23 protein-coding genes are annotated in these 25868 nt (G+C 64.1%); 5 read left to right on the top strand and 18 right to left on the bottom strand.

What is annotated here, in order from left to right:
- The first annotated feature begins 166 nt into the window (after positions 1 to 166).
- Positions 167 to 922: a metalloregulator ArsR/SmtB family transcription factor gene (locus ABH924_RS22430; RefSeq protein ID WP_078106162.1), complete on the top strand. Its 756-nt coding sequence runs from the start codon at positions 167 to 169 to the stop codon at positions 920 to 922.
- Between the two features lie 28 nt (positions 923 to 950).
- Here ABH924_RS22430 and ABH924_RS22425 read toward each other — a convergent pair whose 3' ends face one another.
- The 3 genes from ABH924_RS22425 to ABH924_RS22415 all read right to left on the bottom strand — a co-directional run bounded on the left by ABH924_RS22425 (position 951) and on the right by ABH924_RS22415 (position 3450).
- Complete coding sequence (locus tag ABH924_RS22425) at positions 951 to 1304, bottom strand: GNAT family N-acetyltransferase (protein ID WP_404502402.1); 354 nt, start codon at positions 1302 to 1304, stop codon at positions 951 to 953.
- A gap of 115 nt (positions 1305 to 1419) precedes the next feature.
- Complete coding sequence (locus ABH924_RS22420; RefSeq protein WP_404502400.1) at positions 1420 to 2247, bottom strand: glycosidase; 828 nt, start codon at positions 2245 to 2247, stop codon at positions 1420 to 1422.
- Between the two features lie 177 nt (positions 2248 to 2424).
- Positions 2425 to 3450: an adenosine deaminase gene (locus ABH924_RS22415; protein WP_404502398.1), complete on the bottom strand. Its 1026-nt coding sequence runs from the start codon at positions 3448 to 3450 to the stop codon at positions 2425 to 2427.
- Between the two features lie 133 nt (positions 3451 to 3583).
- Here ABH924_RS22415 and ABH924_RS22410 point away from each other — a divergent pair, with 133 nt between their 5' ends.
- Positions 3584 to 4483 (top strand): MSMEG_6728 family protein, encoded by a 900-nt coding sequence (locus tag ABH924_RS22410; protein WP_404502396.1) that lies wholly within the window; start codon positions 3584 to 3586, stop codon positions 4481 to 4483.
- Positions 4484 to 4568: 85 nt separating this feature from the next.
- Here ABH924_RS22410 and ABH924_RS22405 read toward each other — a convergent pair whose 3' ends face one another.
- From ABH924_RS22405 to ABH924_RS22385, 5 genes are all read right to left on the bottom strand, one after another.
- The gene (locus ABH924_RS22405) at positions 4569 to 4742 is read right to left on the bottom strand and encodes a hypothetical protein (protein WP_234753275.1); all 174 of its coding nucleotides are present in this window, start codon (positions 4740 to 4742) and stop codon (positions 4569 to 4571) included.
- A gap of 287 nt (positions 4743 to 5029) precedes the next feature.
- Positions 5030 to 5305 carry an EAL domain-containing protein gene (locus ABH924_RS22400; protein ID WP_404502394.1) on the bottom strand — a complete coding sequence of 92 codons (276 nt, stop codon included), beginning with the start codon at positions 5303 to 5305 and terminating at the stop codon, positions 5030 to 5032.
- A 131-nt stretch (positions 5306 to 5436) separates the two neighbouring features.
- On the bottom strand, positions 5437 to 7875 hold the full coding sequence (locus tag ABH924_RS22395) for a Tex family protein (RefSeq protein WP_404502392.1): 2439 nt from the start codon (positions 7873 to 7875) through the stop codon (positions 5437 to 5439).
- A gap of 108 nt (positions 7876 to 7983) precedes the next feature.
- Positions 7984 to 8421 (bottom strand): CBS domain-containing protein, encoded by a 438-nt coding sequence (locus ABH924_RS22390; RefSeq protein ID WP_234753273.1) that lies wholly within the window; start codon positions 8419 to 8421, stop codon positions 7984 to 7986.
- Positions 8422 to 8533: 112 nt separating this feature from the next.
- Positions 8534 to 8992: a nucleoside deaminase gene (locus ABH924_RS22385; RefSeq protein WP_404502390.1), complete on the bottom strand. Its 459-nt coding sequence runs from the start codon at positions 8990 to 8992 to the stop codon at positions 8534 to 8536.
- A 79-nt stretch (positions 8993 to 9071) separates the two neighbouring features.
- Here ABH924_RS22385 and ABH924_RS22380 point away from each other — a divergent pair, with 79 nt between their 5' ends.
- The 3 genes from ABH924_RS22380 (at position 9072) to ABH924_RS22370 (ending at position 14288) form a co-directional block, all read left to right on the top strand.
- Complete coding sequence (locus ABH924_RS22380) at positions 9072 to 9464, top strand: GntR family transcriptional regulator (protein ID WP_404502388.1); 393 nt, start codon at positions 9072 to 9074, stop codon at positions 9462 to 9464.
- Positions 9461 to 10546 (top strand): DUF1648 domain-containing protein, encoded by a 1086-nt coding sequence (locus ABH924_RS22375; RefSeq protein ID WP_404502386.1) that lies wholly within the window; start codon positions 9461 to 9463, stop codon positions 10544 to 10546. Before ABH924_RS22380 ends, ABH924_RS22375 begins: the two co-directional genes overlap by 4 nt.
- Before the next feature lie 76 nt (positions 10547 to 10622).
- On the top strand, positions 10623 to 14288 hold the full coding sequence (locus ABH924_RS22370) for a TM0106 family RecB-like putative nuclease (RefSeq protein ID WP_404502384.1): 3666 nt from the start codon (positions 10623 to 10625) through the stop codon (positions 14286 to 14288).
- A gap of 95 nt (positions 14289 to 14383) precedes the next feature.
- Here the strand turns inward: ABH924_RS22370 and ABH924_RS22365 are convergent, their stop codons facing one another.
- The 10 genes from ABH924_RS22365 to ABH924_RS22320 all read right to left on the bottom strand — a co-directional run bounded on the left by ABH924_RS22365 (position 14384) and on the right by ABH924_RS22320 (position 25662).
- Positions 14384 to 15181, bottom strand: coding sequence for a triose-phosphate isomerase family protein (locus ABH924_RS22365; protein ID WP_404502382.1), 798 nt, complete (start codon positions 15179 to 15181; stop codon positions 14384 to 14386).
- The gene (locus ABH924_RS22360) at positions 15132 to 16481 is read right to left on the bottom strand and encodes an MFS transporter (protein WP_404502380.1); all 1350 of its coding nucleotides are present in this window, start codon (positions 16479 to 16481) and stop codon (positions 15132 to 15134) included. The genes ABH924_RS22365 and ABH924_RS22360 overlap by 50 nt, the downstream gene beginning before the upstream one ends.
- 69 nt (positions 16482 to 16550) lie before the next feature.
- Positions 16551 to 17318: an SDR family NAD(P)-dependent oxidoreductase gene (locus tag ABH924_RS22355; RefSeq protein ID WP_404502378.1), complete on the bottom strand. Its 768-nt coding sequence runs from the start codon at positions 17316 to 17318 to the stop codon at positions 16551 to 16553.
- Between the two features lie 25 nt (positions 17319 to 17343).
- Complete coding sequence (locus tag ABH924_RS22350; RefSeq protein WP_404502376.1) at positions 17344 to 18330, bottom strand: 3-hydroxyacyl-CoA dehydrogenase family protein; 987 nt, start codon at positions 18328 to 18330, stop codon at positions 17344 to 17346.
- 1 nt (position 18331) lies between these two features.
- Complete coding sequence (locus ABH924_RS22345) at positions 18332 to 18814, bottom strand: ribose-5-phosphate isomerase (protein ID WP_404502374.1); 483 nt, start codon at positions 18812 to 18814, stop codon at positions 18332 to 18334.
- Positions 18811 to 20550 (bottom strand): dihydroxyacetone kinase subunit DhaL, encoded by a 1740-nt coding sequence (gene dhaL, locus ABH924_RS22340; protein WP_404502372.1) that lies wholly within the window; start codon positions 20548 to 20550, stop codon positions 18811 to 18813. The genes ABH924_RS22345 and dhaL overlap by 4 nt, the downstream gene beginning before the upstream one ends.
- A gap of 4 nt (positions 20551 to 20554) precedes the next feature.
- Positions 20555 to 21577 (bottom strand): sugar phosphate isomerase/epimerase family protein, encoded by a 1023-nt coding sequence (locus ABH924_RS22335; protein ID WP_404502370.1) that lies wholly within the window; start codon positions 21575 to 21577, stop codon positions 20555 to 20557.
- Positions 21578 to 21768: 191 nt separating this feature from the next.
- Positions 21769 to 23478 (bottom strand): MFS transporter, encoded by a 1710-nt coding sequence (locus ABH924_RS22330; protein ID WP_404502368.1) that lies wholly within the window; start codon positions 23476 to 23478, stop codon positions 21769 to 21771.
- A gap of 137 nt (positions 23479 to 23615) precedes the next feature.
- Positions 23616 to 24314, bottom strand: a complete 699-nt coding sequence (locus tag ABH924_RS22325) for a GntR family transcriptional regulator (protein ID WP_404502366.1) — start codon at positions 24312 to 24314, stop codon at positions 23616 to 23618.
- Between the two features lie 277 nt (positions 24315 to 24591).
- The gene (locus ABH924_RS22320; RefSeq protein WP_404502364.1) at positions 24592 to 25662 is read right to left on the bottom strand and encodes an alkene reductase; all 1071 of its coding nucleotides are present in this window, start codon (positions 25660 to 25662) and stop codon (positions 24592 to 24594) included.
- Positions 25663 to 25868: the final 206 nt, after the last annotated feature.

Here is a 25868-nt window from a genome sequence, read left to right as displayed (position 1 = left end):
CACCATGGAAACCGGCGTGCCATGGTTCAAACCACCACCCCACGTCGACCCCCGCCAAACACCCCGACGCAACCACCACTTCAGACCCACCCGGACATAAACCCGCCCAGTTGAAGTCCACCCGAATCCATTGACATGTGACCAAATGGTCACCTATTCTGAATGCATGGACGCCGTCTTCAAGGCACTCTCCGACCCCACCCGCAGGGATCTGCTCGACGAGCTCTTCCGCGAGGACGGGCAGACGCTCAGCGCGCTTGAAGCACGGTTCGACATGACCCGTTTCGGGATCATGAAGCACCTCAAGATCCTTGAGGAAGCCGGGCTGGTTGTGACCCGCCGTCGTGGTCGCGAAAAGCTCCATTACCTGAATCCGGTACCCATCAGGCTCGTCCACGACCGTTGGGTGAGCAAATATGCAGAACCATGGGCCGCTGCGTTGAGCGACCTCAAAACCAGATTGGAAAGTCCCGTGGAAAAGATCTTCGAAATCTACATCAAGACCACTCCGGAGCGGCTTTGGGAAGCCATCACGGACAGCGACACCCGCAGCAAGTACCAGTTCGGCAACACCCACACTGCGGACTGGACGCCGGGCGGGCACTACGAGATGCACAATCCCAAGGCCAACGGAATGGTCCTCGGCGAAGGCGAAAACGTGGAGGTCGATCCCCCGCGCCGGCTCGTCCAGACCATGCGCGCGCTCTGGGGCGAGGACGTCAAGGCCGAGGGCACGTCACGCGTCACTTGGGAGATCGAACCGGTAGGCGACTCCTGCCACCTGACCGTCACCCACAGTGACCTGCGCGAAGGCGGCAACGACCAGATCTACGGCGGTTGGCCGATGATCCTCTCCGGCCTCAAGACCTGGCTGGAGACCGGCGAGGTTCTCACGACTCCGGGTTCATTGATGTATTCGTGAGGCTCGACGGCGGCGCGACCCGCCGCTTTTAGGCCCTGGCAGCCGGAACGAGGGCCGCGTTGAGGTACTCCAAATGCGCCAGCGTCGGGGCAGTCACATTCGCCGCGTATTCCGAGTGCTTGGTGAGGAACTTCTTGATGAAAGGGCACACCGGCACGATCCCGAGTCCCTCGCTCACAGTCTCGTCCAAGGCAACTTCGGCGAGCCTGCCCGCCAGCCCTTGGCCGCCGAACTCCTCGTTGATCACGGTGTGGTAGAAAATCCGCTGCGGGGACCCGCCGTCGTCGTACGCTTTGTACGCGGCCTTACCGATCACGTGGCCATCAGCGAGCACTTCAAAGCGTTCGCGGTCAACGTTGTGGCGGAAGGTGGCATCGGTCATCGCTGGCTCCTCGGTTAGGTCCTTTTGACCTACCCTAACCTCGGAGCCCGGGCGCTTTGTTCCCAGGTTTTCTCCAAACCCGGATTTGAACTTGGAGAAAACCTGGGAATTAGGGCTAAGCCGTGACGATGTCGCGCGTGGCGTGGTCGTACGTGAAGGTGATCTTGCCGCCGTCGTGGTTCAGCTCGTGGTTGGCGCCATCACGAGCGCCGAACGCACCGTAGTTCTCATCCCACGAACGGTTCAGCGCGATCTTGTAGGTGTAGAAACCGGCAGGCAGCGTGGCCGCGATGGTCCACACCTTACGGCGGGAATTGAACTTCATCTGCACCTCGTCGTACTGCGGAGCCCAGTCCTCCGGCGCGCCGAGAATCGTGTTGAAGTCACCAGCGATCGCGACGGCGGACGGCTGCTCGAGCTTCTCCACGGCGGCAGTCACTTTGGGTGCTGCAGCTTTCTTGGGCGCTGCTGCCTTGGCGGCGGGAGCCTTTTCCGCGGCTGCTTTAGCGGCCGGTGCCTTTTCCGCAGCGGGAGCCTTCTTGACCGCGGGCTTCCTGGCAACGGCCTTCTTGGCGGGGGCCGTGGGAAGCGGGGTATCTGCAGGGACAGGGGTACCCTCAGCCAAGGCACTGGCGAACTCGTCCGGCTTGGCGAAAGCGACCGTGGCACGAAGGCCGTCGTCGGTGATGGTCCAGCCCGAACGGCCCTTGACCAGCCAGCCGGCCTTGACGAGCTTGGCGGTCTCAGTCGTCAGGCTCTTGTGGCCGCGTGGAATGCCTCCACTGAGCAGCTCACTCTCGCGCTCATCCAGCGGGACACGGACAATCGCCTCTGCCAGGATCTCGCCGGCATTCAACGACTTCTCGGACCACGTTCCCTCAGCCAAGACGTCCAGGACGGTCTTGAGGCGGGCACTGCTTTTTTCGACGGTGGACTTGGCCACTGGGTCTCCTTCAACGGCGAACATTCCTTCAGCAGTCTGCCAATGTTCTGTAAATTCTGGCGACTATTCTTGGTAAACACCGTGTGTCGTGTCCCACTATTACGGCCAAACGGCGACAAGTGATGGATGGGTCTCGGATACCGGTCGGTAGCTCGCGGTTGGGGTACTGTCTTGTCCCTACTCCCCTGAAGCGTTCTCCCACTCCGAAACCTCGGCCAACAGTTCAGCCTTCCGTGCCTCGTCCGCGAACGATGAACGCACCGAGTTCGCAGCCAGGCGTGCCCGGTCGCCAACAGACAACCCGTGCACGGCGACAAGCTGCTCGAAGTTGTCGTCCACGTAACCGCCGAAGTACGCAGGATCATCCGAGTTCACACTGACATTCAGACCGGCTGCCAACATCGCAGGCAAAGGGTGATCGGCCAGGGTATCCACGGCGCGCAGCCGGACATTGGACAAGGGGCACACTGTCAGCGGAACCTGCTCGGCCACCAACCGCTCCACGAGGGCCGGATCTTCCATGCACCGGATGCCGTGGTCGATCCTCTCCGCGCCAAGCAGGTCGAGAGCCTCGTATACGTACGAAGCGGGGCCTTCCTCGCCGGCGTGGGCGATCCGTCGCAGTCCGGACTCCGCCGCGCGGCGGTACAGCCGTTCGAACTTCGACGGCGGATTGCCCACCTCGGCCGAGTCCAGGCCGATGCCCGCAATCGGCGCCTTCATCGCGAGAAGCTGGTCCAAAACCTCCAGCGCAGATTCCTCGGACATGTCCCTCAGGAACGCGGCAATAAGGAGGGTCGAGACGCCGAACTCGCCCTCCGACGTCGCGAGTGCAGATGCAACGCCGTTCACGCACGTCTCCAGTGCCACCCCGCGTGAAATGTGTGCCTGCGGATCCATCATGACCTCGACGTGCCGCACGCCGCCGTCCGCGGCGCGGGCCAAATAAGCCCTGGTCATGTCCGCAAAATCCTGCTCGGTGCGCAACACGGCCATGTTGGCGTAGTACAGATCCAGGAATGACTGCAGATCCGTGAACTCGTACCGTGCGCGCAGCTCGTCCAAATCCGCGTACGGAAGCTCAATCCCGTTCCGTTCCGCGAGCGCGAAAATCAGCTCGGGCTGAAGCGTCCCCTCGATGTGTAGGTGCAGTTCGGCAACCGGAGGTGCCGCCGTCGTCGTCGATTCGCCAAAAGTTTCCACCCGACAAGAGTAGGACGAATACTCAACGGGCCGGACGCCCAACGGCCGTCATCAGGCCCCCGATAACACGAGCGAGGGGAAGACCACACATCCCCAACTTGGATCTGCGCCCTTCGACCGCCAAACTGAAAGGATGCAGACCTTCCTCCCGTTCCCCGATTTCAAGCAAAGTGCTGCCGTCTTGGACACCGCAAGGCTTGGCAAGCAGCGTGTCGAAGCACTGCAGATCCTTCGCGCACTGGTGATCCCCGAGTTCGGCCGGCCCTCCCACCCCGCTATCCGCATGTGGATGGGCTACGTCCCCGCCCTTACTCTCTACGGCCTGGCCATGGTGGATGAATGGGTCGCCCGCGGCAACCCGGACAACACCCGCGCCAGCATCACCGAGTTCGCACCCCAGGCAGCCCACCCGGACTATGTTTCCAGGATTCCGATGCCGCCATGGCTGGGCGACGCCGATTTCCACCTAAGCCACCGCTCCAAGCTGCTCCAGAAGGAGCCGCGCTTCTACGCCGAGCTCTTCCCTGACACTCCGAATGACTTGGAGTACCTCTGGCCTGAGCCAAGCCACGAGTTCATTCCTGAAGACCCCTACGACGACTTCATCTGGGTGCTTCGCGCGCCGGTGGGCGACGTCGAACCCGAAAAGATCGACAAGGTGGGGATGCCGGCAGCAGGTAAGGCCAAGGCCGCCAACAGCGACGGTTACCAGTTCGTCTATGAGTCAGAGAAATCCCGCCGCCCGGGCAAGACTGCCCGCAAGGCCCCGAAGCAGCTGGTGAAGAAGCCCACGCGCAACCGCCAGCGCCAGGATGAAGCCTTCCGCACGCTCCCCGGCAACACTCCTGTCCTCGTCCCCGTCGAGGGCGGCGCCAAGTTTGCCCTGGGCAAGATCCTCGGCCGGCCGATCACCCTGGAAGACGGCCGTTTCGGTCGCAACTTCGAGGTCACCAAGATCGTCGACCGCACGGACTTCGACTACCCGGCCTTGTTGCAGGATCCGCGGGCTTTCTTCCCGATCCCGGCACCGTAGCGGATCGAGCTAGACGCGAACGACGGCGGCGCTCCGGTTCCTGAGGAAAGGAACCCGGGTGCCGCCGTCGTTTAACCGTTTCCGGCTACTTGTTCTGCCGACGGACGAGCGCCCGAATAACCAAGATCTCGTAGGCCACCAAGGCGACGACCCAAATGTAGTCATACCAGCGGGCGTCGAATCGAACGAGCAACGCCAGCAGCCCAAGCGCTGCAACCAACTGAGTGGTGATGATGGCCAACCAAGGCGTGGTTTTCACCTTATCCACAAGAAATGATCACCCCTCCTGCCGAGAAAAGGACACGTAGGCGGCGCACGCTTCGTATTTTCTTCCCAATGCCCATTTCTCTCCCCTTTGAGTTGTAGCGAGTGAGTGACAATCGTAAGTTGCATTTGTTAGAGGAAAGTTGCGACTAGGTGCTGATAGCGCCGAATTGAGTGTTGTTTGGCGGCAAAATGAGTGTTCTCGCTTGGGGCGAATGAGTAGTTTCATCGAAGATGGCGGTTAGGCCCTTTGGTGAAGACGGCGGCATTCTGGTTCCTGTTTTAAGGGACCGGAGTGCCGTTGGGACCGGGATTCGTCGATGTCTTCGGTCTTCTCCGGTGCTGGAACGCCTCATCCCAGAGTGCCCATTCCTCTGGCCGCACGGACGGCCGGCCCAACAGGTAGCCCTGCCCCGCAGTCATGCCGAGCTCCGCCACTGCGCTTAACTCCGCTTCGGTTTCGATCCCTTCGGCCGCCAAAACGGCTCCGATTTCCTTGGCGAAGCCTGAATACTCTTCCTCGGCGTGTGCATTCGAACCATGCTCCCCCTGGCACAAGCTAACGCTGCTGATCTCCTACATGGCGCTATTCAAAGCGCTTTGCTCGAAATCGTGGGTGCAGGCCCTTCGCTGCGTTCCAGAACTCAGCTGTCGGCCTGCACCCACGTAATGCCTAAAAAGTGGCGCGATTACTTCCCCAGCCCGGCCCTCCGGAGGGCTTCCGCCATGGCCGTGTTGACCGGCGCCTGGGGAGCCGCCTTCGCGGGAACCGCCTTGCGAGCGCCCTGTCCAGCCTGCGGCGCCGGACGCCGTTCGCCTCGCTCGCCCCCGTTGCGCTCGCCGCGCTCACGCTCACCAACACGCGGGCCTCGCTCACGCCCGCCGCCTCGCGAACCGGACCCGCCCGCGGTGCCGGGTTCGTCGTCGAGCCTCAAGGTGAGCGAAATCCGCTTCCGCTCCGGATCCGCCTCGAGGACCTTCACCCGCACGAGCTGTCCGGATTTCACGATCTCGCGGGGATCGGACACGAACTTGTTGGCCAGTGCGGACACGTGGACCAGGCCATCCTGGTGCACCCCGACATCAACGAAAGCCCCGAACGCCGCCACATTGGTGACAGTGCCTTCCAGGATCATGCCGGGCTTGAGGTCGGAGATCTTCTCGATGCCCTCGGAGAACGTCGCTGCGGCGAATGCGGGCCGGGGGTCGCGGCCCGGCTTTTCGAGCTCGGACATGATGTCGCGCACGGTGGGCAGGCCAAACGACCCATCCACGAACGCTTGCGGATCCAGCGTAGACACGGCAGCTCCACGGGCAGCAGCCACGATCTTCCGAGCCACCGAATACGCTTCCGGGTGGACACTGGACGCGTCGAGCGGTTCGGCTCCCCCGGTGATCCGCAGGAAGCCCGCGCACTGCTCAAACGCCTTGGCACCCAGCCGCGGCACCTTCTTGAGGTCAGCCCGCTTGGCGAACGGGCCGTTCTCGTTGCGGTACGCCACAATGTTTTCGCTCAGGAGCGGCCCGACGCCGGCCACCCGGGCCAGCAGCGCGGGCGACGCCGTGTTCACGTCCACGCCCACCGCGTTCACGCAGTCCTCGACGACGGCGTCCAGCGAACGGTCGAGCTTGGCAGCCGTGACATCGTGCTGGTACTGCCCCACGCCGATCGACTTCGGTTCGATCTTCACCAATTCAGCGAGCGGATCCTGCAAGCGTCGGGCGATCGAAACGGCCCCGCGCAAGGAGACGTCCATGCCGGGCAGTTCCGCAGCCGCGAGCGCAGACGCCGAGTACACAGAAGCACCGGCCTCGGAGACCACGAGTTTCTGCAGCGTCGGCCCGCCGGATGCTGCCATCGACTTGATGAGCTGTACGGCGAGCTTGTCCGTTTCGCGCGACGCCGTGCCGTTGCCGATCGCCACGAGCTCGACGCCGTGCTGCCGCGCCAAGCGCTCCAGCGTCACCAAGGCCTCGTCCCACTTCTTTGCCGGGGCGTGGGGGTAGACGGTATCCGTGGCTACGACCTTGCCCGTGCCATCGACCACGGCCACCTTTACGCCCGTCCGCAGTCCCGGGTCCAGGCCCAGTGTGGCACGGTTTCCGGCCGGGGCGGCGAGGAGCACGTCGCGGAGGTTTGCGGCGAACACCCGGACGGCTTCATCCTCGGCCTGCGCGAACATGCGACCGCGCAGATCATTGCTGAGCCGGTCCAGGATGCGCGAGCGCCAGGCGATCTGTGCGGTCTGCACAAGCCACGAATCGGCGGGCCGGCCACGCTCGGCGACCCCGAGGCACTTGGCCACGGCGTTCTCGTACCGGCCGCGCGCGGCGGCCAGGGCGTCGTCGTCGGCTGGTTCTGCCTCGGCGAGATCAAGCTCCAGGACGCCGTCGTTCTCGCCGCGCAAGAGCGCGAGCACGCGGTGGCCGGGCATGCCGGAAGGCACCTGGGAGAACTCGAAGTAGTCCTTGAACTTCTGCCCCTCGGTTTCCTGGCCCTTCTTCACGCGCGAAACCATCCGCCCCTGCGTCCACAACCGCTCGCGCAGCGTTTCGGCGAGATCGGGGTCCTGGGATACCCGCTCCACGAGGATCGAGCGGGCGCCGGCGAGCGCCGCGGAGGCGTCGTCGATGGAGTGCTCGGCGTTCAGGTACTTGGCGGCCTCACCCTCGGGTTCGAGCTGCGGGTTCGCGAGAAGCGCATCGGCGAGCGGCTCGAGGCCGGCCTCGCGGGCGATCTGCGCTTTGGTGCGGCGCTTTGATTTGAAGGGCAGGTAGATGTCTTCCAGCCGGGACTTGGTATCGGCCCCGACGACGGCGGCCTCCAGTTCCGGAGTCAGCTTGCCTTGCGCGGCAATCGCCTCAAGGACCGTTCGACGGCGGTCCTCCAGGTCGCGCAGGTACCGGAGCCGTTCCTCGAGCTCGCGCAGCTGGGTGTCATCGAGCGTCCCGGTGACTTCCTTGCGGTACCGGGCGATAAACGGGACGGTGGATCCGGCGTCGAGCAAGTCAACCGCGGCCTTGACCTGCCAGGACTTCACACCGAGCTCTTCGGCGATCAGTGCATGGATGGCGGCGTCTGCTGACTGGTGCTGTGCTGACTGGTGCTTTGGAAGATGAGTCACCATGACATTTTGCCTTACGGGTTCGCCGTGGCTAAAGACCGCGCGGAATACCCACATATGGAAGCGCCACGGCCGGCGGGCCGTGACGCTTGATGGGTGCGAAAGTTGCGGTTAGCCCAGTTGCGCCATGGGGGTCCTGGCGGAGATGTGCTCCACCAATTCACCTACGCGCTCCTCGGTGTAGTTGCGGGCGATGTCGCCCTGGCTGATGATGCCCACCAACTTGTGGTCGGTGATGACCGGAAGGCGCCGGATCTGGTGCTTTTCCATCAGGTCGATGGCGGCATCGACGCTGGCATCTGCATCGATCCAGATCGGCGTGCCCTGGGCGAGATCTGCCGCGGTCAGCCGGTCAGCATCCAGTCCCTCAGCAACGCACTTGACCACAATGTCGCGGTCAGTGATGAATCCTTTGAGTTTTCCATCGTTGCCGCAGATCGGCAGCGAACCGACGTCCAGATCGCGCATCAGGACAGCCGCGTCACGCAGCGACTGCTCTTCCTTGACGCACTGGGCATTGGTGGACATGAATTCGCGCACAACACTCATGAGTCCTCCTTGATCGATTGGGTATCGACGCGGACCCCCGGCACCGACGCCGATGCTGTCAGCCTACGCTTGGGCTTTGGCTCTGGCCAGATGCTGTTTGCTCCCGCCGGATTTACTCGGCGATGTCCTCGGCCCACAGTTCCGGATTCTCTTCCTGGAAGGTGCGCATCATGTCCACGCACCGCTGGTCATCGAGGACCACCACCTCCACGCCCCTGGACCGCAGCAGCTCGAATTCGCCGCCGAAGGTGCGGGCCTCCCCCACCACCACACGCGGGATTTTGAACTGGATGATGGTGCCCGTGCACATGGCACACGGCGCGAGGGTCGTATAGAGGGTCGTGTCCCGGTAGCTCTTCTGCCGGCCGGCTGCGCGGAGAGCCGACATTTCCCCGTGCGCGATGGGATCGCCGTTTTGGACGCGTTCGTTGTGCCCGCTCGCGATAACCACGCCACCACGCGCGAGCGCTGCGCCGATGGGAATGCCGCCCTCGCGAAGGCCCTTTTGGGCTGCCTGGTATGCCGCTTCGAAGGCCGGATCTTGGGCGGTTGGGGCGTCAGAGGTGGTCATTCGGAGCCTGCTTTCCGGGTAGTGGGGATCTTCCGCTACTTGTTCTATAACTTATATAATAAAGACGGAGGTGTGAGAGATGATCCTCAACATAGACCTGGCCAGCGACGTGCCGATCTACCAGCAGCTGCGGGACCAGATCGTGGAGGCGATCGCCGACGGCGTGCTGGCCGAGGGCAGCACGTTGCCGGCCACCAGGACGCTCGCCGCGGACTTCGGGATCAATTTCCACACCGTGAACAAAGCCTATGACCTGTTGCGCCAGCAAGGCCTGATCCAGCTCAACCGAAAGACCGGCGCGGTGGTGACCCCGATGGTCGCGGACCCGCCGCTCGGCGCGGAATGGGCCGGGAGGGCGCGGACCCTACTTGCCGAAGCCGTCGCGAGGGGACTATCGGCCGACGAAGTTCTCAAGTCCTGCCGGTCGATACTCGATTCGTTTGGAACCACGCAGCCAGAGGAAACACCATGACCGTTGCCATTGTCCTGAGCTCCGCGTTGGCGGCACTGGTGCTCGCCATCGCGCTGGTCCTGCCCGCGATCAACAGCCCGACGGTTCCCTTCGGGGTCCGCGTACCGGCCCAGCGTGCCGACGACCCGACCGTTGTCAGGCAGACCCGCATCTATCGTTGGAGGGTTCTCCTGAGCGGGATCGTCGCCATCGGGGTCTGCCTTGCCATTTACGGAATGACAGGCGAAACGTTGCTACTGCCGCTCTCGGTGCTGGTGCTCGTCGGCTTCTGGTACGGCTGCTTCTTCCTTGCCAACCACGAGATCCGGGCCGCCAAGGCCGCCGGAGGTTGGTATGAGGGCGTGCACCAAGTCATCGCGGTGGACACCGAATTGCGGACCGATCCACCGCGTTTTCCCTGGCTCTGGCTGGCGCCGGCGTTGATCATCACTATCGCCACTGTGGTGATCGGCGTGATCAGCTACCCGTCCATGCCCGATGTGCTCGCGGTGCACTACGGTGCGAAAGGCATGCCCAACCGATTGGCCGCCAAATCGATCGGCACGGCCTTTTCGCTGGTATTCGTGCAAATCGGCGTGACCGCACTGCTCGTGGGTATCGCGGCGGCGATCCTCTTCCGCAGCCGGCCCGACATCGACCCGGCGCACCCGGCAGGCTCCGCGTACTGGCACCGCCGGTATATGTTGCTGGGTGCCAAAGCACTCCTCGGATTGCTCGCGATGATCGACCTGGCGATGCTGGGATCATCGTTGTTGATGTGGACGGGAACGGTCACGCCGTGGGCGCCGCTCGTGGTCGCGCTCCCGATCCTGGCCGCCGTCGCGGTAGCAGTCGTTGTCTTCGCCAGGAACAACCGCGCACGGGACGAGGGCGAGGAGGACACCGGACTGACTCACCGGGAGGACGACAAATACTGGCGGAGCGGCTTGTTCTACGTCAACCGCGAAGACCACGCGCTGATGGTTCCGCGCCGCTTCGGTCTGGGATGGACCCTCAACTTCGGCAATCCAAGGGCAGCGATGCTCCTGGCCGGCGTGGTCGCGCTGATCGGCCTGGTGATCACTCTCCGTTTCGGCGGCTGAGCCCCACCGCCAGGCTGCCTCACTGTCGGACCGCCCTGATAGCTTGGCTTCATCAGCTCAACGGTCTGGGGGCACGGTGTTTTTTCTCGATTCAGAAGTTGCAGGGCACGAGCAGGATTTGGTGTTTTCCGCCAGCGACCTCGTGACGGCCTCCACGTGCGAGTACCAGTTGCTGCGCAAGTTGGACGAGAAGCTGGGCCGCTCGCAGAAGCCGGCCTTCGACGTCGACGAAATGCTGGAACGGACCGCCGCGCTGGGCGACGTTCACGAGCACAGGGTGCTGGACCGTTTCGTGGCCGAGTTCGGCGCCTGGGATCCGCTGGCGCGCACGGGCGTGTACGACGTCGTTCCCGCCAAAGCGATGGACCGCGCCACCCTGCAAGCCAAGCATGCGGAATCCATCGAGGCGTTGCGATCCGGCGCGGATGTGGTCTTCCAGGCGGCATTCTTCGACGGTCAGTTTCACGGACGGTCCGATTTCCTCGTCAAACAGCCGGACGGCAGCTACGCGGTCTACGACACCAAGCTCGCCCGCCACGCCAAGGTCACTGCGCTGTTGCAACTGGCTGCCTACGGCGACCAACTACTCAAGGCGGGAATCACTCCGGCCCCGGATCTGACCCTTGTCCTCGGGGCTACCATCCAGCGGGACCTTGCTGGATCGGACGGCCGTGGCGGCTTCGACTACGTGCACAGCGACCACCGACTCGCCGATGTCCTGCCGGTGTTCCGTGAACGCCGGGACCGATTCCTCGCGCTGACGGACGCGCACCGATCGCGCTTGGAGGCTATCCAATGGGGCGCGCCCGGAGTCACCGCGTGCGGTCGCTGCGACTACTGCAAAGAACAAGTGCGCCTCCACCGGGATCTGCTGATGGTGGCAGGGATGAGAATCACCCGGCGCAAGAAGCTCATGGAAAACGGTATCTTCACCATCGACGCCCTTGCCGAGATGCCCGACGCCGCGGATTCCGCCACACGTCGGCTGCAGGAACAAGCCCGACTGCAAACCGGAACGGCCACACCCGATGACACTGTCAATTACACGGACAAGACGGGCACCGCGAAGAGCATCAGCTATTCCGTCCTGGAGTCGAACTCCCTGGCCCGGCTCCCCCTGCCCGACGCTGGAGACATCTTCTTCGACTTCGAGGGAGACCCCCTGTGGCAAGACCCGGTAACCGGCCGCTGGGGACTGGAGTACTTGTTCGGGGTTATCGAAAATCCGACCGAGCCGGGCGAATCTCCAGTGTTCAAGCCGTTCTGGGCACATTCCCGGGCTGAGGAACGGCAGGCGTTCATCGAGTTCCTCGAATACGTGGAAGAACGCCGCATGAAGTATCCGGATATGCGGATCTACCACTACGCTGCCTACGAGAAAACCGCGCTGCGGAACCTGTCGGTCATCCACACTGTGGGCGAAGCCGCCGTGGATAACCTCCTCCGCGAAGGCGTACTGGTGGACCTCTACGACACCGTGCGGCACAGCATCCGCATCTCTGAAGACTCTTACAGCATCAAGAAACTCGAGCCCCTGTATATGGGCAAGCATTTGCGTTCGGGCGACGTGACCGACGCCGGAGCCTCCGTGGTTGCCTACGCCAACTACTGCACGGCCCGGGACGCGAACCGCGAGGATGAAGCGGCAACGATCCTGGCGGGTATTTCCGACTACAACGAATACGACTGCCTCTCCACTCTCGAACTGCGGAATTGGCTGCTGGGCCTGGCCGCGGAACGCTCCATTGAACCCGGATTTCCGGTTGCTTCGGGACCCGGGCTACCCGCGGAGACCGAGCCTGACAAGTACGAGGCCGCGCCCGAGGAAACAGCCCTCCTCGACTACCTTGCGGACTTGCCGGACGATTCCCTCCGCTCCGACGACAACCGGGCGGTGGCCATGGTGGCGGCCGCGGTCGGCTTTCACCGGCGTGAGGACAAGCAATTCTGGTGGGGACACTTCGACCGCCTGGACCGGCCAGTCTCCGAATGGGAAGACACGAGGGACTGCTTCATCGTGGAAGGCGGCGAAGTGCTGGAGGACTGGGCCAAGCCAACTCCCCGCAGCAACCCGGCACGGAAGGTACGGCTGATCGGACACGCCGCCGACGGCTCCGGTTTCGCGCCCGGTAAGAAGTACTTCCGGATGTACGAACCGCCACTCCCCGATGCCTTCCTCGGCAAGAACGAAAGCACTCTCGGCAGATCGGGAATGTCCGGCACGGAGGTGATCGAGGTCGGCGATCCCGACGACCTTGATGACGGCGGCACGCTTTCGGGGCCCGACGACGGCGCCTCGGATGTCGTGACGATTTCAGAGCGACTGCCCAAGGGTGCCGACGAATACTCGCAGCTTCCCATGGCCCTGACGCCCGACGCTCCAGTCAACACGGACGGGCAGCGCAAGTCCCTGAGCGAACTGGCCATCAAGCTTCGTTCCCGCCTGCCGTCATGGCCGAAAGATCCGGCCTTGGACTTGTTGCGCCGGATCCCCCCGAGGCTGGCCACGCTTCCGGAACTGCCCGCCGTCGGGTCCGGTGACGATGCATACGTGGACGCCATCACCGCCGCTGTATCGGATCTGGACCAGTCATACCTAGCCGTGCAGGGGCCTCCCGGAACGGGCAAGACGTACGTTGGCTCGCACGTCGTCGCGCGGCTGGTGCGTGCAGGCTGGAAGGTAGGGGTTGTTGCACAGTCACATGCGGTAGTCGAAAACATGCTCCACGCCGCGGTGAAGGCCGGGGTGGACCCGGCGCTCATCGCTAAGGAAATGAAGCATGACGACCCCGTCCCATGGGACAAGCAGGCCAAGGACGACATCGAGCGACTGCTTGGATCCCCCGGAGGCTGCTTGATCGGCGGCACGGCGTGGTCCATGACGGGCCGGACCGTTTCTGCGGGATCCCTGGACTTGCTGGTGATCGACGAAGCCGGTCAGTTCTCCCTCGCCAACACCCTCGCCGTGAGCCGGGCAACAAAGCGACTCCTGCTCCTCGGCGACCCCCAGCAACTTCCCCAAGTCACCCAGGGCAAGCACCCCGAACCGGTCGATGAGTCTGCACTCGGCTGGCTGGCCCACGGCCTGCACACCCTGCCCGCGGAGCTCGGCTACTTCCTGGCGACGTCGTGGCGCATGCACCCGGATTTGTGCGCCGCGGTGTCTGAACTGTCTTACGATGGTCGGCTGCATTCGGCACCGGCTGCCTCCGGGCGGAGGCTCTCCGGGGTTCGGGCCGGCGTCGAGTGCGTTTACGTCCCGCACAGCGGAAATTCCACCCAGTCTCCCGAAGAAGCTGCGGAGGTAGTCCACCAAGTCAAGGTACACCTTGGCCTGGCTTGGCTGGACCCCCACGAATCACCCGAGGAGCGGCCGCTGCTTGAAAAGGACATCCTCGTAGTGGCTGCCTATAACGCCCAGGTGCAGCTCATCCAACACGAACTGAGAGCGGCTGGACTTCGCGGCGTGCGGGTCGGGACCGTGGACAAGTTCCAGGGCCAGGAAGCTCCCGTGGTGATCGTGTCCATGGCTGCGTCCGCTGCCGCCGAGGTACCGCGCGGCATGGAGTTCCTGCTCTCGCACAACCGGATCAATGTGGCGGTGTCGCGCGGTCAGTGGCGCGCCGTCGTCGTGCGCTCACCGGAGCTGACAAACTACCTGCCCACCCAACCGGAAGGGCTGGAGCACCTGGGCGGTTTTGTGGGACTGTGCCAGCGTGGCAACCCAACTGACTCGCATTAGTTGTCGTTATGCGGCCTGAAAACGACAACAACTGCGAGGGCCCACGCCGCCAGGGTTCCCTGGCCGAGCTTGCGAGGCGAGGGCGGCGGTGGGGATCAGTTGGGCAAGCCCAGCGCTTCATCCAGTACCGCGCCGAAGTTCGCTGCGTCGTGGGCGAAGCGGCCTAGGAAAAGTCCGGACACGCCCCGCAGTTCAGGCAGGAGCCCCGGCTTGGCCGAGCCACCGTAAATGATCGGCAGCCCGGCGAGGCCATGTTCGGCGAGCAAGTCCCGGAGACGGGCGACGACGTCGGACACGTAAGCCGCGCCGGCTGGCTGGTCCGCGCCGATGGCCCACACCGGTTCGTACGCGATAACCAAACGGGCCGCCGTCGCCCAGTCGTCCCGGACGGCGGCAGAGATCTGCCGGAACACGAACGACGCCGACACCGCCGGACCGGCAACGGCCTCCTCGCCGACACACAACAGCGGGGTCAACCCTGCATCCACCGCGGCCCGGACCTTCAATGCGACCACGGCGTCGTCCTCGGCGAAGTGCCGGCGTCGTTCCGCGTGTCCGATCTCCACGAGCCGCACACCCAGCTCCGCCAGCAGGGACGGTGACACTTCACCCGTCCACGGCCCCTCAGCCCAGCCACAGTTCTGCGCGCCCGGGAGGAACGGGGAGCCTTCCAGTATCCGGACCGCGTCGGGCAACATGGGGAACGACGGGATCACAAACGGGACCACCCGCCCGGCCACAAGGGCCGGACGGGTGTCCACTTCACTTCGCAGTTGTTCCAGCCAAGACAGGCTGTGGCGGTAGCCCATGTACATCTTGGTGCTGACCCCGATGTACAACGGGCTACTTGCCCAGGAGATCGTCGGCCTTGTTCCTGAATGCCCGGGTGCCATACATCATGGCGGCCGCCAGGAAGGGCAGAATTCCGAGCGCGTAAACCCCGGCCGATCCGGTGGGGTCTGCCGTGGCGCTGTTGACCGCGGTCCGCAGGATCGGAGCCACGAAACCGCCCAGGTTGCCCAGCGAGTTGATCAGGCCGATGCCGGCCGCGGCTGCGGACCCGGCAAGGAATGCCGTGGGGTAGGCCCAGACAACCGGCCCGACTGCGAGGAAGCTGCATACCGCGAGGGTAATGAAGACCATCCCCAGCACCGGCTGGTGGTTGGTCCCGGCCCAAGCCGAACCCAGGATGCACAGACCTGTCGATACGAACAGCACCGTGCCGAACATGCGGCGCTTGGCAACCGTGTTGGCTGCCCGGCCGATCAGGTAGCAGGCGAAGATACCGAAGAACCACGGAACCGCGATCAGTAGGCCGACGGCGAGGCCCACCTTTTGGCCCGTCAGTGAAGAAACCTGCTGCGGGAGGAAGAAGGTGACGCCGTAAACGGCGATCTGCAGGCAGAAGTAGATGAGGGTGAAGTACCAGACGCGACCGTTGCGCATCGCCGCAAACACGCCCCGCGGCCCGGTTTCATCCTTGACAGTGTCCTCCTGAGTCATGATCTCCTTGAGCGCGAACTTCTCGTCCGTGTTGAGGAACTTGGCCTTCTCCGGGCCGTTGATCAGGAAGAAGAAAGCCGCAATGCCGGCGAGCACGGCCAGGATGCCCTCGGTGAAGAACATGACCTGCCAGCCACGGACGCCCGGAAGCTGGTCGCCGATATTGATGAGCCAGCCCGAGAGGGGGTTGCCGATCATCTGGGAGAACGGCTGGGCGAGGTAGAAGACCGCGAACATCTGCACGCGCACCTTGTTCGGGAACCACTCGGCCAGGTACATGATGACGCCCGGGAACAGGCCCGCCTCGGTCACGCCGAGCAGGAACCGCAGGATCACGAAGGACGTCTCACCCTGCACGAACGCAAAGCAGGCCGAGACGATGCCCCAGGTGATGGCAATACGGGCAAGCCAGATCTTCGCGCCGACCTTCTTGAGCAGCAGGTTGCTGGGGATTTCAAAGATCGCGTAACCGATGAAGAAAATACCGGCACCGAGCGCGAACGCCCCGGCCGAGACGCCTTTGTCAGCGCCGAGCGCAGCTTCGGCGAAACCGACATTGGTGCGGTCGAGGAAGGAGACCACATAGAGGATGACCAGCATCGGCATGAGCCGGGTGGCAGCCTTGCGGATCGCCGATTTCAGGACCGGCGAATCCAGCATCTCCTTCGTGGATGAAGTGGCAAGGGACATCGAAACTCCTCGTTGAGTAATGACAGTTGAGTAATCAGTGTTGGGTAGTCAGGTTTCAGGCATTCCGGATTAGTGCATGTACAGGCCGCCGTCGACATTCAGCGTCTGGCCCGAGATGTAGCCGGAGTCTTCGCTGATGAGGAAGGCGATGGCGGCGGCGATATCCCGGGTGGAGCCCACGCGGTTCACCACGAGGTCCTTGGTGAGTTCGTCCTTGCGTTCCTCGCTGAGGGTGCCGCCCATGATGTCGGTGTCGATCGGGCCGGGAGAAATGGCGTTGACGGTGATGTCGTACTCGCCCAGTTCGCGGGCGGTGGCGCGGGTCAGCCCGATGACGCCGGCCTTGGCCACCGAGTACGGGGTCTTCGAGAACGTCCCGCCGCCGCGCTGCGCGGAAACCGAGGAGATGTTCACGATGCGTCCGATGCGGTTCTTGACCATTGACTCGGCCACGCGGCGGGTGGCGTAGTGGACGCCGTTGAGGTTGATGCTCAGGACACGGTTCCACTCGGCCGGCTCGAGTTCCAGGTACGGAATCGGTGAGCTGACGCCGGCAACGTTGGCCAGGGCTACGATCTGCGGCAACTCGGCCTCGAGCGTGTCGATCGCCAAGCGCACGGATGCTTCATCGGCCACGTTGGCGCCCACGCCATAGGCCTGCACGCCATATTCGGCGGCGATTTCCTTGGCGGTGCTCTTGCAGAGGGCGTCGTCGAGGTCGATGATGCCGATGTTCCAGCCCTGCGCGGCCAAGTAGTTGACGGTGGCCCGGCCGATGCCGCGCTCGGAGACGGCGCCGGTGACGATCGCGGTGCGTTCTGCGGGGAAGGTGTTCATGGGTATTCTCCTGTGAATGTCGGGACTAGTTGATGGGTGCCGGGCCGAGCTCGTCGAGGAGCTTCTGCATGGCCACGTAGGCCTTGTTCCGGTAAGCGATGAGTTCGGGCGTGCGTTCCGCAGGGACGTTGAGGAAGCCTGCCCCGGACTTGGTCCCGAGCTTCCCCGCCTCCACGAGGTCGCTCAGGATTTTCGGCGTGGCGAAGCGTTCCGGGAATCCGGTCTGCAGGGACTTATAGCAGAAGTCGTAGACGTCCAGTCCGGCCATGTCCGCGATCGCGAATGGACCAAAGAACGGCAAGCGGAAGCCGAACGTCGTGCGGACCAGGGTGTCGACGTCGTCGGCTGTTGCGATCCCCTGCTCCACCAGCTGGGCAGCCTCGTGGAAAAGCGCGTACTGCAGCCGGTTGAGCACGAAACCGGTGACGTCCTTGACAACGGCGGTTTGCTTGCCGGCCGCGTGGACCAGTTCGCGGGAAGCAGCCACAGTCTCCGGCGTGGTGCCGGCGTGGGGAATGATCTCGACGCCGGGAATGAACGGCGACGGGTTGGAGAAGTGGACGCCCAGGAATCGCTCCGGAGCTGCGACGGCCTTGGCGAGATCTGCAATGGAAATCGTGGAGGTGTTGGAGCCGATCAGCGCGTCCGGACGGGCAGCGGCACTGATCCGGGCCAGGGTCTGGTGCTTGATGTCGAGGACCTCTGGGACGGCTTCTTCGATGAAGTCGGCGTCCGCGACGGCCTCTTCGATGTCCTTGGCGGCCCACAGATTGGCCTTCAGGATTGCCGTGGAACCTTCGGGAAAGAGGCCCGCGGCCACGAATTCGTCCGACTCCACCAGCAGGCGGTCGTAGTTCTTCTGCGCGATTTCGGCGGACACATCCGCCAACGCCACGCGTGCCCCGCCGAGGGCCAGAACCTGCGCGATCCCGCCGCCCATGTAACCGGAGCCGACGACGGCGATCTTCCGGGCGGCCGTCGTGCCCGCGGGGGTTTTCCGGGTTTCAGTCATGTCACACTGCCTTTGTGTAATCGGGCTCGTAGGAGCAAATGGCGTCCACCTTGGCGGCGGAAGGTGATGTTTCGTCGAAGTGGTGGCCCAGCCATTCGTCCACCAGTTTCTTGGCCAGTTCCAAGCCAATCACCCGCTGTCCCATGGTCAGGACCTGGGCGTTGTTGCTCAGGACCGAGCGCTCCACGGAGTAGCTGTCGTGCGCGGTGACGGCCCGGATTCCGGGGACCTTGTTGGCCGCGATGGCCACGCCCAGGCCCGTGCCGCAGATCAAGAGGGCACGGTCTGCTTCGCCCTCGGCAACTTTGCGCGCCGCGTCCACGGCAACGTGCGGGTAGGCGGTGGAGTCGTTGGCGCCGACGCCCACGTCCTGCACCGACGCCACCCGGGGATCGGCCTCAAGCAGCGCCATGAGTGCCTGCTTGTATTCGACGCCCGCTTCGTCATTGCCGACGACAATGCGCCAGCCCGCTGATGTGGTCATGATTGAACTCCGTTTCCTGCCGGGGGCGCCAGCTGCGCATCGATATGTTGTGAGATCCTCGCCGTGATCAGCCCGAAGGAGACGGCGCCAGGATCAGGGTGGCCCAAGCTCTTCTCTGCGAGCGGACGGGCCCGGCCCTTGAGCGGACGCAAACGCGCGGTCTCAGCTGCCGCGGACTCGGCCGCCGCAGCAGCTACCGCGAGGGCGCGGTCAACCGGGGCTCCGGCGTCGAACTCTGTGAGGAACGCGTCCCGGAACGGCAGCAGCGCGTCCACCATGGTCTTGTCGCCAGGTTCGGCTTTGCCGAGCTCCGTGATCGCGTCCACAAAGCCAGTGACGGCGGCCGCCGCGTCCTCGCCCGAGTAGCCCGCTTTGTTGCCGAGCGCCTGTCCGGCCGCAATGATCGCCGAGCCCCACAGAGCGCCGGAGGTGCCGCCAGCACGTTCGCTCCAGGCCTCCCCCGCCGCCGTCAGGATCCGACCGACCGAGGCTCCGATTGCCGTTTCGGCTGCAGTGAAAGCCGCGTCCACGCCGCGCCGCATGCCGATGCCGTGGTCGCCGTCGCCAGCAATCGCGTCCAGCTTGCCGAGTTCTTCTTCATGCTCGACGACGACGTCCCGCACCTGGGCGAGCACGGCCACGGCCTGCCGCCCGAGTTCGGCAGCAGCCACGGTGGGCTGCTCGACGTCGGACTCGTCCACCGCGGTGACGCTCGCTAGGTTGCGAGGCAGGCGGGGCGCGAGGTTGCCCTTGCGGAAAGCCGGGGTGTCCGCGGGTGCTGCCCAGTACTGTTCGAGCTCCTCGTCCAGCCACAGCAGCGTCAGCGAGAGTCCGGACATGTCCAGGCTTGTCACGAGCTCGCCGCACTCGGGCTCGACCACCGTGAGTCCTGCTTTGCTGAGGAGCTTCTCGATCTTGCCGAAGAGCAGGAAGAGTTCGTCGTATTTGACGGTGCCGAGGCCGTTGACGATGGCCACCACTCGGTTTCCGGCGTCGTCCGGTTTGTCATCGAGGAGCTTGGAGACGAGCAGTTCGGCGAGCTCGGAAGCGGTGGGCATGGTGTGCTCGGAAATGCCCGGCTCCCCGTGGATGCCCAGGCCGAGGGACATCTGGCCCACTGGAACGTGGAACAGCGGATCCGCGGCGCCCGGAAGGGTGCAACCGTCGAAGGCCACCCCCAGCGAGCGTGTGCGGTAGTTCGTCTTGATGGCCAAGCGCTCGACGGCGTCGAGGTCCAGTCCCGCTTCGGCCGCGGCACCGGCGATCTTGAACACCGTGAGGTCGCCCGCGATCCCCCGCCGCTTTTCGATCTGGTCCAACGGCGCGCTGGCGATGTCGTCGGTAACAGTCACGGTGCGGGTCTCGATGCCTTCGGCGTTGAGCCGCAACTGTGCCTGGCCGAAGTGCAGCACGTCGCCGGCGTAGTTGCCATAGCTGAGCAGGACACCGCCACCGGCGTTGGCTGCCTTGGCCACCCGGTACACTTGGCCCGCCGCAGGGGAGGCGAACATGTTGCCGCACGCCGAGGCCGTTGCGAGGCCGGGTCCGACCAGTCCAGCGAAAGCAGGGTAGTGTCCCGAGCCGCCGCCCACCACCAGGGCGACCTGCCCGGTGGGGACTTCGGTGGACCGGACCACTCCGCCGTCCACCCGGGCAACATAGCCGCGGTTGGCGGCGACGAATCCGTCCAGGGCATCGTCCGCGAAGTCTGCGGGGTTGTCGAAAATCCTTGTCATGGTTCTAGACGCCAGCCAGTTGCGAGGATGCTGGCTGGGTGGAGCCGGAGGGCTGCTGCCGGCCCTGGGCGACCTGGCTCTCGCCGAGGACGTAGTTCTCTGTCTTCGGAAGGACCTGTCGCCGGAGGTATTCCTGGTTGCTCGCCGTGACGCTGAGCCCGTCGCCGCCGTAGTGCTCGGTGCACAAGATGCCCTGGAAGCCCACCGAGAGCGCGAGTTTGAAGGCTTCGCGGTAGTTGATGAGGCCGCTCTCCATCGGCGCGGGCATGGTGATGTAGCTATCACGGGCGACGTCTTCGTCGCGGATGTAGTTCTTCATGTGCCAGTAGTTGGAGTACGGCAGGGTCTTGGCCACCATCTCGCGCCAGTCCTCGATGGGACGGTGGAGGCGGATGAGATTGCCAAGGTCCGGGTTGAGGCCAACGTTGTCCAGCCCGATGTCCTGCACCAGCTGGACCGAGGAATCGGCGGTGCCGAGGTAAGTGTCCTCGTACATTTCCAGGGACAGGAGGATGCCGGCTTCCGCGGCGTGCTCACCGAGTTCCCGCAAGCGTGCGACCGCGTTGCCCCAGGATTCCTTGTCCCCGACCGGATCCTTGTAGCCTTCCACCGTCCAGAACCACAGCTGCTTTTGCTGCTCGGCGGTGATGGCCTGGTGGAGTCCGAAGGAGACAACCTCGCAGCCCAATTCGGCTGCGGCGTCGATGGTTCGGTGGCTGTACGCCAGGTTCTCGGCCCAGTCGCGGGTGTGGATGATGCTGCGGCGGATGGCCGAGATGACCGGGATGCCAATGCCAACGTGCTCTGCGGTCTGTTTGAACTCGGTGAGGCGTTCCTTGCTGAGGTCGCCCGGGCGGACCCAGCTGTCGGTGAGGTCTGCGTTGGCAAATCCTGCGTCCTTGACTTCCTGCAGGACCTCGGCCCAAGCGGAAGCATCGGCGTCGTTGATGTGCTGTCCCGTGGCGTCAGTGCCGGGGAACTGGAGCAGGGCCGCAGTGATGGGCCAGGTTTCGGCGGTGTAGGCCATAGTTTTCACTCCTTCGTGGAATCCTGTTTCCTATAGGATTTACTATCTAAGCAAGACTGTCAACATATTTATTCGGACTTCCGCTGGCCGGCCCCGACTTTCCCGCACCCCTGCCCCGCGTCATCGAAGATCCTATATGTCTTACATATGTTTGTGAAGAGGGTCAGCGATCCAGCACAAGTCTGAGTGGCCTAGGAAAGAGACTTGCCGCCGCGCAGGGCCGAGGCAAAGGCGGCCACCAGGCACGCGGCAATGGCAAAGGCGAAAGCCACGGCCAACCCTTCGGCGAACGGGCCGGAAATCAGGCTCGGGAAGAAGGAGCGGCCGGTCAGGAACGCCGCGTCCTTGGCCGGGAGGGCGCTCAGCACTTTCGGTCCGAGCAGTGTCTGCACGGGGTTGTAGCCCAGTAGGGAGGAGAACAGCACAGACACCGGGGGCAATTGGGCGACCTTCGCGGCATCCGCGGCAGCCACCCCGTGCGCCGTCAGGCCCGAGGTCAGTGTCTGCGGCAGCGTCCTGGCCAGCCCGGTGATCATGAGCGAAAAGAAGATACCGATGGAGAGCACCATGGCCGAGTTTTGGAACGTGGTGCTCATGCCTGCGCCCACACCGCGGCGGTTGGGCGGCAACGCGTTCATGATGCCGGCCCGGTTGGGTGCGGCGAACAACCCCATGCCCAGGCCGTTGACCAACAATGCCAGCGAGAAGGGGACGTAGCTGAAGTTCACAGGCAGCACCAGCAGCCACAGGAAGCTGGCCGCTGCCACCACCATGCCCAAGGTGGCCAGCAATCTGGCCCCATGGCGGTCGGATAGCCAGCCGGAGACCGGGCCGGCGATCAGGAACCCCGCAGTAAGGGGCAGCATGTAGATCCCGGCCCAGAGCGGCGTGGTTTCAAAGCTGTAACCGTGCTGAGGTAGCCAGATCCCTTGCAGCCAGATGATCAGAATGAACATCAGGCCGCCCCGGCCGATGCCGGACATCAGGGAGGCTAGGTTTCCGGCGGTGAAGGCACGGATACGGAACAGCGCCAGATGGAACATGGGCTCGTCTATCCTCATCTCCACCCAGCAGAACACCCCCAGCACCGCGACGCCTCCTATCAGCGCTGCGAGCACCCATGGGTTGGTCCAGCCCATGGTGTTGCCGCCGTACGGTTGGATCCCATAGGTGATGCCTACCAGCACTGCGACCAGACCCACCGCGAAGGTTGCGTTGCCCCACCAGTCCAGTTTGGCGGGCTGCTTGATGCCGGTGTCATGCAGGCTCAGGTACGCCCAGACGGTGCCCGCAAGCCCCACCGGCACGGAAACAAGGAACACCAACCGCCAGTCCAGCGGACCCAGCAGCCCGCCGATGATGAGGCCGAGGAAGGACCCTGCGATGCCGGCCACCTGGTTCAGGCCCAATGCCAGGCCGCGCTGGTCGATCTCGAAGACATCGGTAATAATGGCTGTGGAATTGGCCATCAGCATGGCCCCGCCTATGCCCTGCAGGACCCGCATGATGATCAGCCAAAGGACGCCCGCGGTGCCGGAAAGCCACGTGAGGGACAGCAGCACGGAGAACACGGTGAAGATGGCGAAGCCGGCGTTGTACATTTTCACCCTGCCGTACATATCGCCGAGCCGGCCAAAGGTAACCACCAACACCGCCGTGACCACCATGTAGCCCATCACCAGCCACAACAGCATGCTGGTGTTGCCGGGAGCCAGCGGATCGACGTGGATGCCACGGAAAATGTCAGGCAGGGCAATCAGCATGATGGAGGAATTGATGGTCGCCATCAGCACACCCAGCGTGGCGTTGATCAAGACCGTCCACTCGTAGTGCGGGCTGGCAATCGCGCGCTCCATGCGGGCCTGGCGTTTGCCCCTGACGATTTGGGTCTTTGTTGCCATGACAACCACCCCTTCCCGGCCCGGGGACCGCTTCGGGATTGTTACTTCACTAAAACCCTAAACCCGGACGCTGCGCGGGGAACCACCCAGGGGCGACAACTTTGTTTCTCCCGGGGCGCCGCGTGCCAGACGGGAGCTCAGTCGGCGGGCGCGTCGGCAATAGCCCGGGCCCGAACCTTGTGCACATGGTCGGCCATGGCTGCTGCGGCCTGTTCCGGGTCGCCGCTCGCCAGCGCTTCGAGCACGGCTTGGTGTTCCGCGATGGCCTGTTCTGCGTCGGTAATGCCCACTCCCCCGAACAGCCGGAACCGCTGGACCTGGCCCCCCAGCGCGGTGTAGGCGGCAAGCATGAACTGGTTGCCGGACTGCTCGGCGATCAGCTTATGGAAGCGCTCATCGGCATCGAGATAGTCCCGGAATTCCATGAAAGAGGGGCCCCGGGGAGCCGTCTCCAGGTCCTTCACGGCCCCTCGCAAATCCGCCAAACCCTCCGGAGTGATCCGGCTGCACGCCAGACGGGCATTCACTGGCTCAATCGCTAGCCGGGCTTCCATGAGCTCCGCAAAATCTTCGCGCGTGAAAACCGGGGCCACCCTGTAACCCTTAAGGGCAACTCGGCGGACCATGCCTGTGTGCTCCAGCCTCGCCAGCGCCTCGCGCACGGGGGTCGGGGACACGTCCAATTCCCGCGCCGTGCCGTCGATGCTGACCGCGGCTCCTGGTTCGAGCCGGCCGTCCATGAGCCACGCGAGAAGTTCCTCGTAGACGTGGTCGGCGAGAACCTGGCGGCTGACGGGTCGGCCGGGGGCGCGGTCCCGTGAGGAAGCGAGTTTCATAGACAAATCCTATAGGAATGCTCCCTTCGTGGCGGCTTGGCACGCTTTGTGCGATCTCTGAAGCCTCTCGCGCACGATCGGCGCGTCGGATTCTGCTGGATCATTCCCTGCACACGAGGAGAATTCCCCGTGATTCCGGGTCTCCGGAACCTGCCACCTCGAATGATCCAGCAAAATCCGTCGCCATGGCACGGAAATCGCCAGGACGGTGGCCGCGAGGGGGTTAAACCGCGACGGCGGCACCTTTCTCAGGTGCCGCCGTCGGGGTTCGGGGGTTCTAGTTGGCGTAGAACGGGTAGTCGGTGTACCCCTTGGCGCCTTCACCGTAGAACGTGGACGGATCCGGCTCGTTGAGCGGGAGGCCCTCACGCCACCTACGCGCGAGGTCCGGGTTGGCGATGGCGGGGCGGCCAACAACCACGGCGTCGGCGTGACCGTCGGCCACGAGTGCCACGGCTTCATCCAGTGTGGTCACTACGCCGAAGCCGGTGTTCACCAGGAACGTGCCATTGAAACGCTCGCGCAGGTCCTGGACAAGCTCACCCTTGGGATCATGGTGAAGGATGCTGAGGTAGGCGAGGTTGAGCGAGGCGATGGTGTCCACCAGGACTTCATAGGTTGCGCGGACATCGGCGGGGTCGGTCTCGGCGATCCCCTGGACCGAGTGCTCCGGGGAAATCCGGATGCCGACCCGGTTGGCACCCAAGGCTTCAACCACCGCGTTGACGGTCTCGATCACGAAGCGCGCACGGTTTTCCGGGGAGCCGCCGTAGCTGTCAGTGCGGACGTTGGTGTTGGGAGCCAGGAATTCGTGCAGCAGGTAACCATTCGCCGAGTGGAGTTCTACGCCGTCGAATCCTGCCTCGACCGCGTTCCTGGAAGCCGTGACGATTTCCTGAATCACCGAGGGAAGTTCATCGGTGCTCAGTTCGCGGGGCACCGGGTACGGCTTCTTGCCGTTCGGTGTGCGGACTTCGCCGTCGATGGCCACGGCACTGGGTGCCACGATCTCATGCCCGCCGGTGATGTCCGCGTGGGAGACGCGCCCACCGTGCATAACCTGGGCGAACATCCGGCCGCCTTCAGCATGGACGGCGTCGGTCACTTTCTTCCAGCCCGCGATCTGTTCCTCCGTGACGAGTCCGGGCTGCCCGGGGTAGGACTGGCCTGCCGGCGTCGGGTAGGTGCCCTCGCTGACGATCAGCCCGAGGGAGGCACGCTGCCGGTAGTGTTCCACAACCAGCGGGCCGGGAATGCCCTCAGCCCCTGATCGGACACGGGTCAGCGGCGCCATGACCAAGCGGTTGGGAAGTTCAATCTCGCCGAGAGTCAAAGGGGAAAACAACATGGGCAGTGCCTTTCAAACGGGAACAGGTCCACTGGCGGCAACTGCCGCGCGCCTGCAACTATTCCTGTTGAGACGGGGATCACAGGACGACGCATTTCTTCCCAGCTGTCCTAGCCCGGGGTTTTCATGGCAGGTCTGCCGGGGGGGTGTGTTAAACCGGTGAAAGGGTGCTCCGACAAGGGAAAATAGTGGTATTCGACGCCATA

Source organism: Arthrobacter sp. GAS37, assembly GCF_044908325.1.
Lineage (GTDB): Bacteria > Actinomycetota > Actinomycetes > Actinomycetales > Micrococcaceae > Arthrobacter > Arthrobacter ramosus.
Note: the sequence above shows the minus strand (reverse complement) of the source record. Positions and strands in the feature narration are given on the sequence as shown.

What these genes read in the sequence shown, in the direction of transcription:
- ABH924_RS22430 (WP_078106162.1), top strand. Translation starts at nt 167, where the DNA reads ATGGACGCCGTCTTCAAGGCACTCTCCGACCCCACCCGCAGGGATCTG.
- ABH924_RS22425 (WP_404502402.1), bottom strand. Translation starts at nt 1,304, where the DNA reads ATGACCGATGCCACCTTCCGCCACAACGTTGACCGCGAACGCTTTGAA.
- ABH924_RS22410 (WP_404502396.1), top strand. Translation starts at nt 3,584, where the DNA reads ATGCAGACCTTCCTCCCGTTCCCCGATTTCAAGCAAAGTGCTGCCGTC.
- ABH924_RS22395 (WP_404502392.1), bottom strand. Translation starts at nt 7,875, where the DNA reads ATGGTGACTCATCTTCCAAAGCACCAGTCAGCACAGCACCAGTCAGCA.
- ABH924_RS22390 (WP_234753273.1), bottom strand. Translation starts at nt 8,421, where the DNA reads ATGAGTGTTGTGCGCGAATTCATGTCCACCAATGCCCAGTGCGTCAAG.
- ABH924_RS22385 (WP_404502390.1), bottom strand. Translation starts at nt 8,992, where the DNA reads ATGACCACCTCTGACGCCCCAACCGCCCAAGATCCGGCCTTCGAAGCG.
- ABH924_RS22380 (WP_404502388.1), top strand. Translation starts at nt 9,072, where the DNA reads ATGATCCTCAACATAGACCTGGCCAGCGACGTGCCGATCTACCAGCAG.
- ABH924_RS22375 (WP_404502386.1), top strand. Translation starts at nt 9,461, where the DNA reads ATGACCGTTGCCATTGTCCTGAGCTCCGCGTTGGCGGCACTGGTGCTC.
- ABH924_RS22365 (WP_404502382.1), bottom strand. Translation starts at nt 15,181, where the DNA reads ATGGCACCCGGGCATTCAGGAACAAGGCCGACGATCTCCTGGGCAAGT.
- ABH924_RS22360 (WP_404502380.1), bottom strand. Translation starts at nt 16,481, where the DNA reads ATGTCCCTTGCCACTTCATCCACGAAGGAGATGCTGGATTCGCCGGTC.
- ABH924_RS22355 (WP_404502378.1), bottom strand. Translation starts at nt 17,318, where the DNA reads ATGAACACCTTCCCCGCAGAACGCACCGCGATCGTCACCGGCGCCGTC.
- ABH924_RS22350 (WP_404502376.1), bottom strand. Translation starts at nt 18,330, where the DNA reads ATGACTGAAACCCGGAAAACCCCCGCGGGCACGACGGCCGCCCGGAAG.
- ABH924_RS22345 (WP_404502374.1), bottom strand. Translation starts at nt 18,814, where the DNA reads ATGACCACATCAGCGGGCTGGCGCATTGTCGTCGGCAATGACGAAGCG.
- dhaL (WP_404502372.1), bottom strand. Translation starts at nt 20,550, where the DNA reads ATGACAAGGATTTTCGACAACCCCGCAGACTTCGCGGACGATGCCCTG.
- ABH924_RS22335 (WP_404502370.1), bottom strand. Translation starts at nt 21,577, where the DNA reads ATGGCCTACACCGCCGAAACCTGGCCCATCACTGCGGCCCTGCTCCAG.
- ABH924_RS22330 (WP_404502368.1), bottom strand. Translation starts at nt 23,478, where the DNA reads ATGGCAACAAAGACCCAAATCGTCAGGGGCAAACGCCAGGCCCGCATG.
- ABH924_RS22325 (WP_404502366.1), bottom strand. Translation starts at nt 24,314, where the DNA reads ATGAAACTCGCTTCCTCACGGGACCGCGCCCCCGGCCGACCCGTCAGC.
- ABH924_RS22320 (WP_404502364.1), bottom strand. Translation starts at nt 25,662, where the DNA reads ATGTTGTTTTCCCCTTTGACTCTCGGCGAGATTGAACTTCCCAACCGC.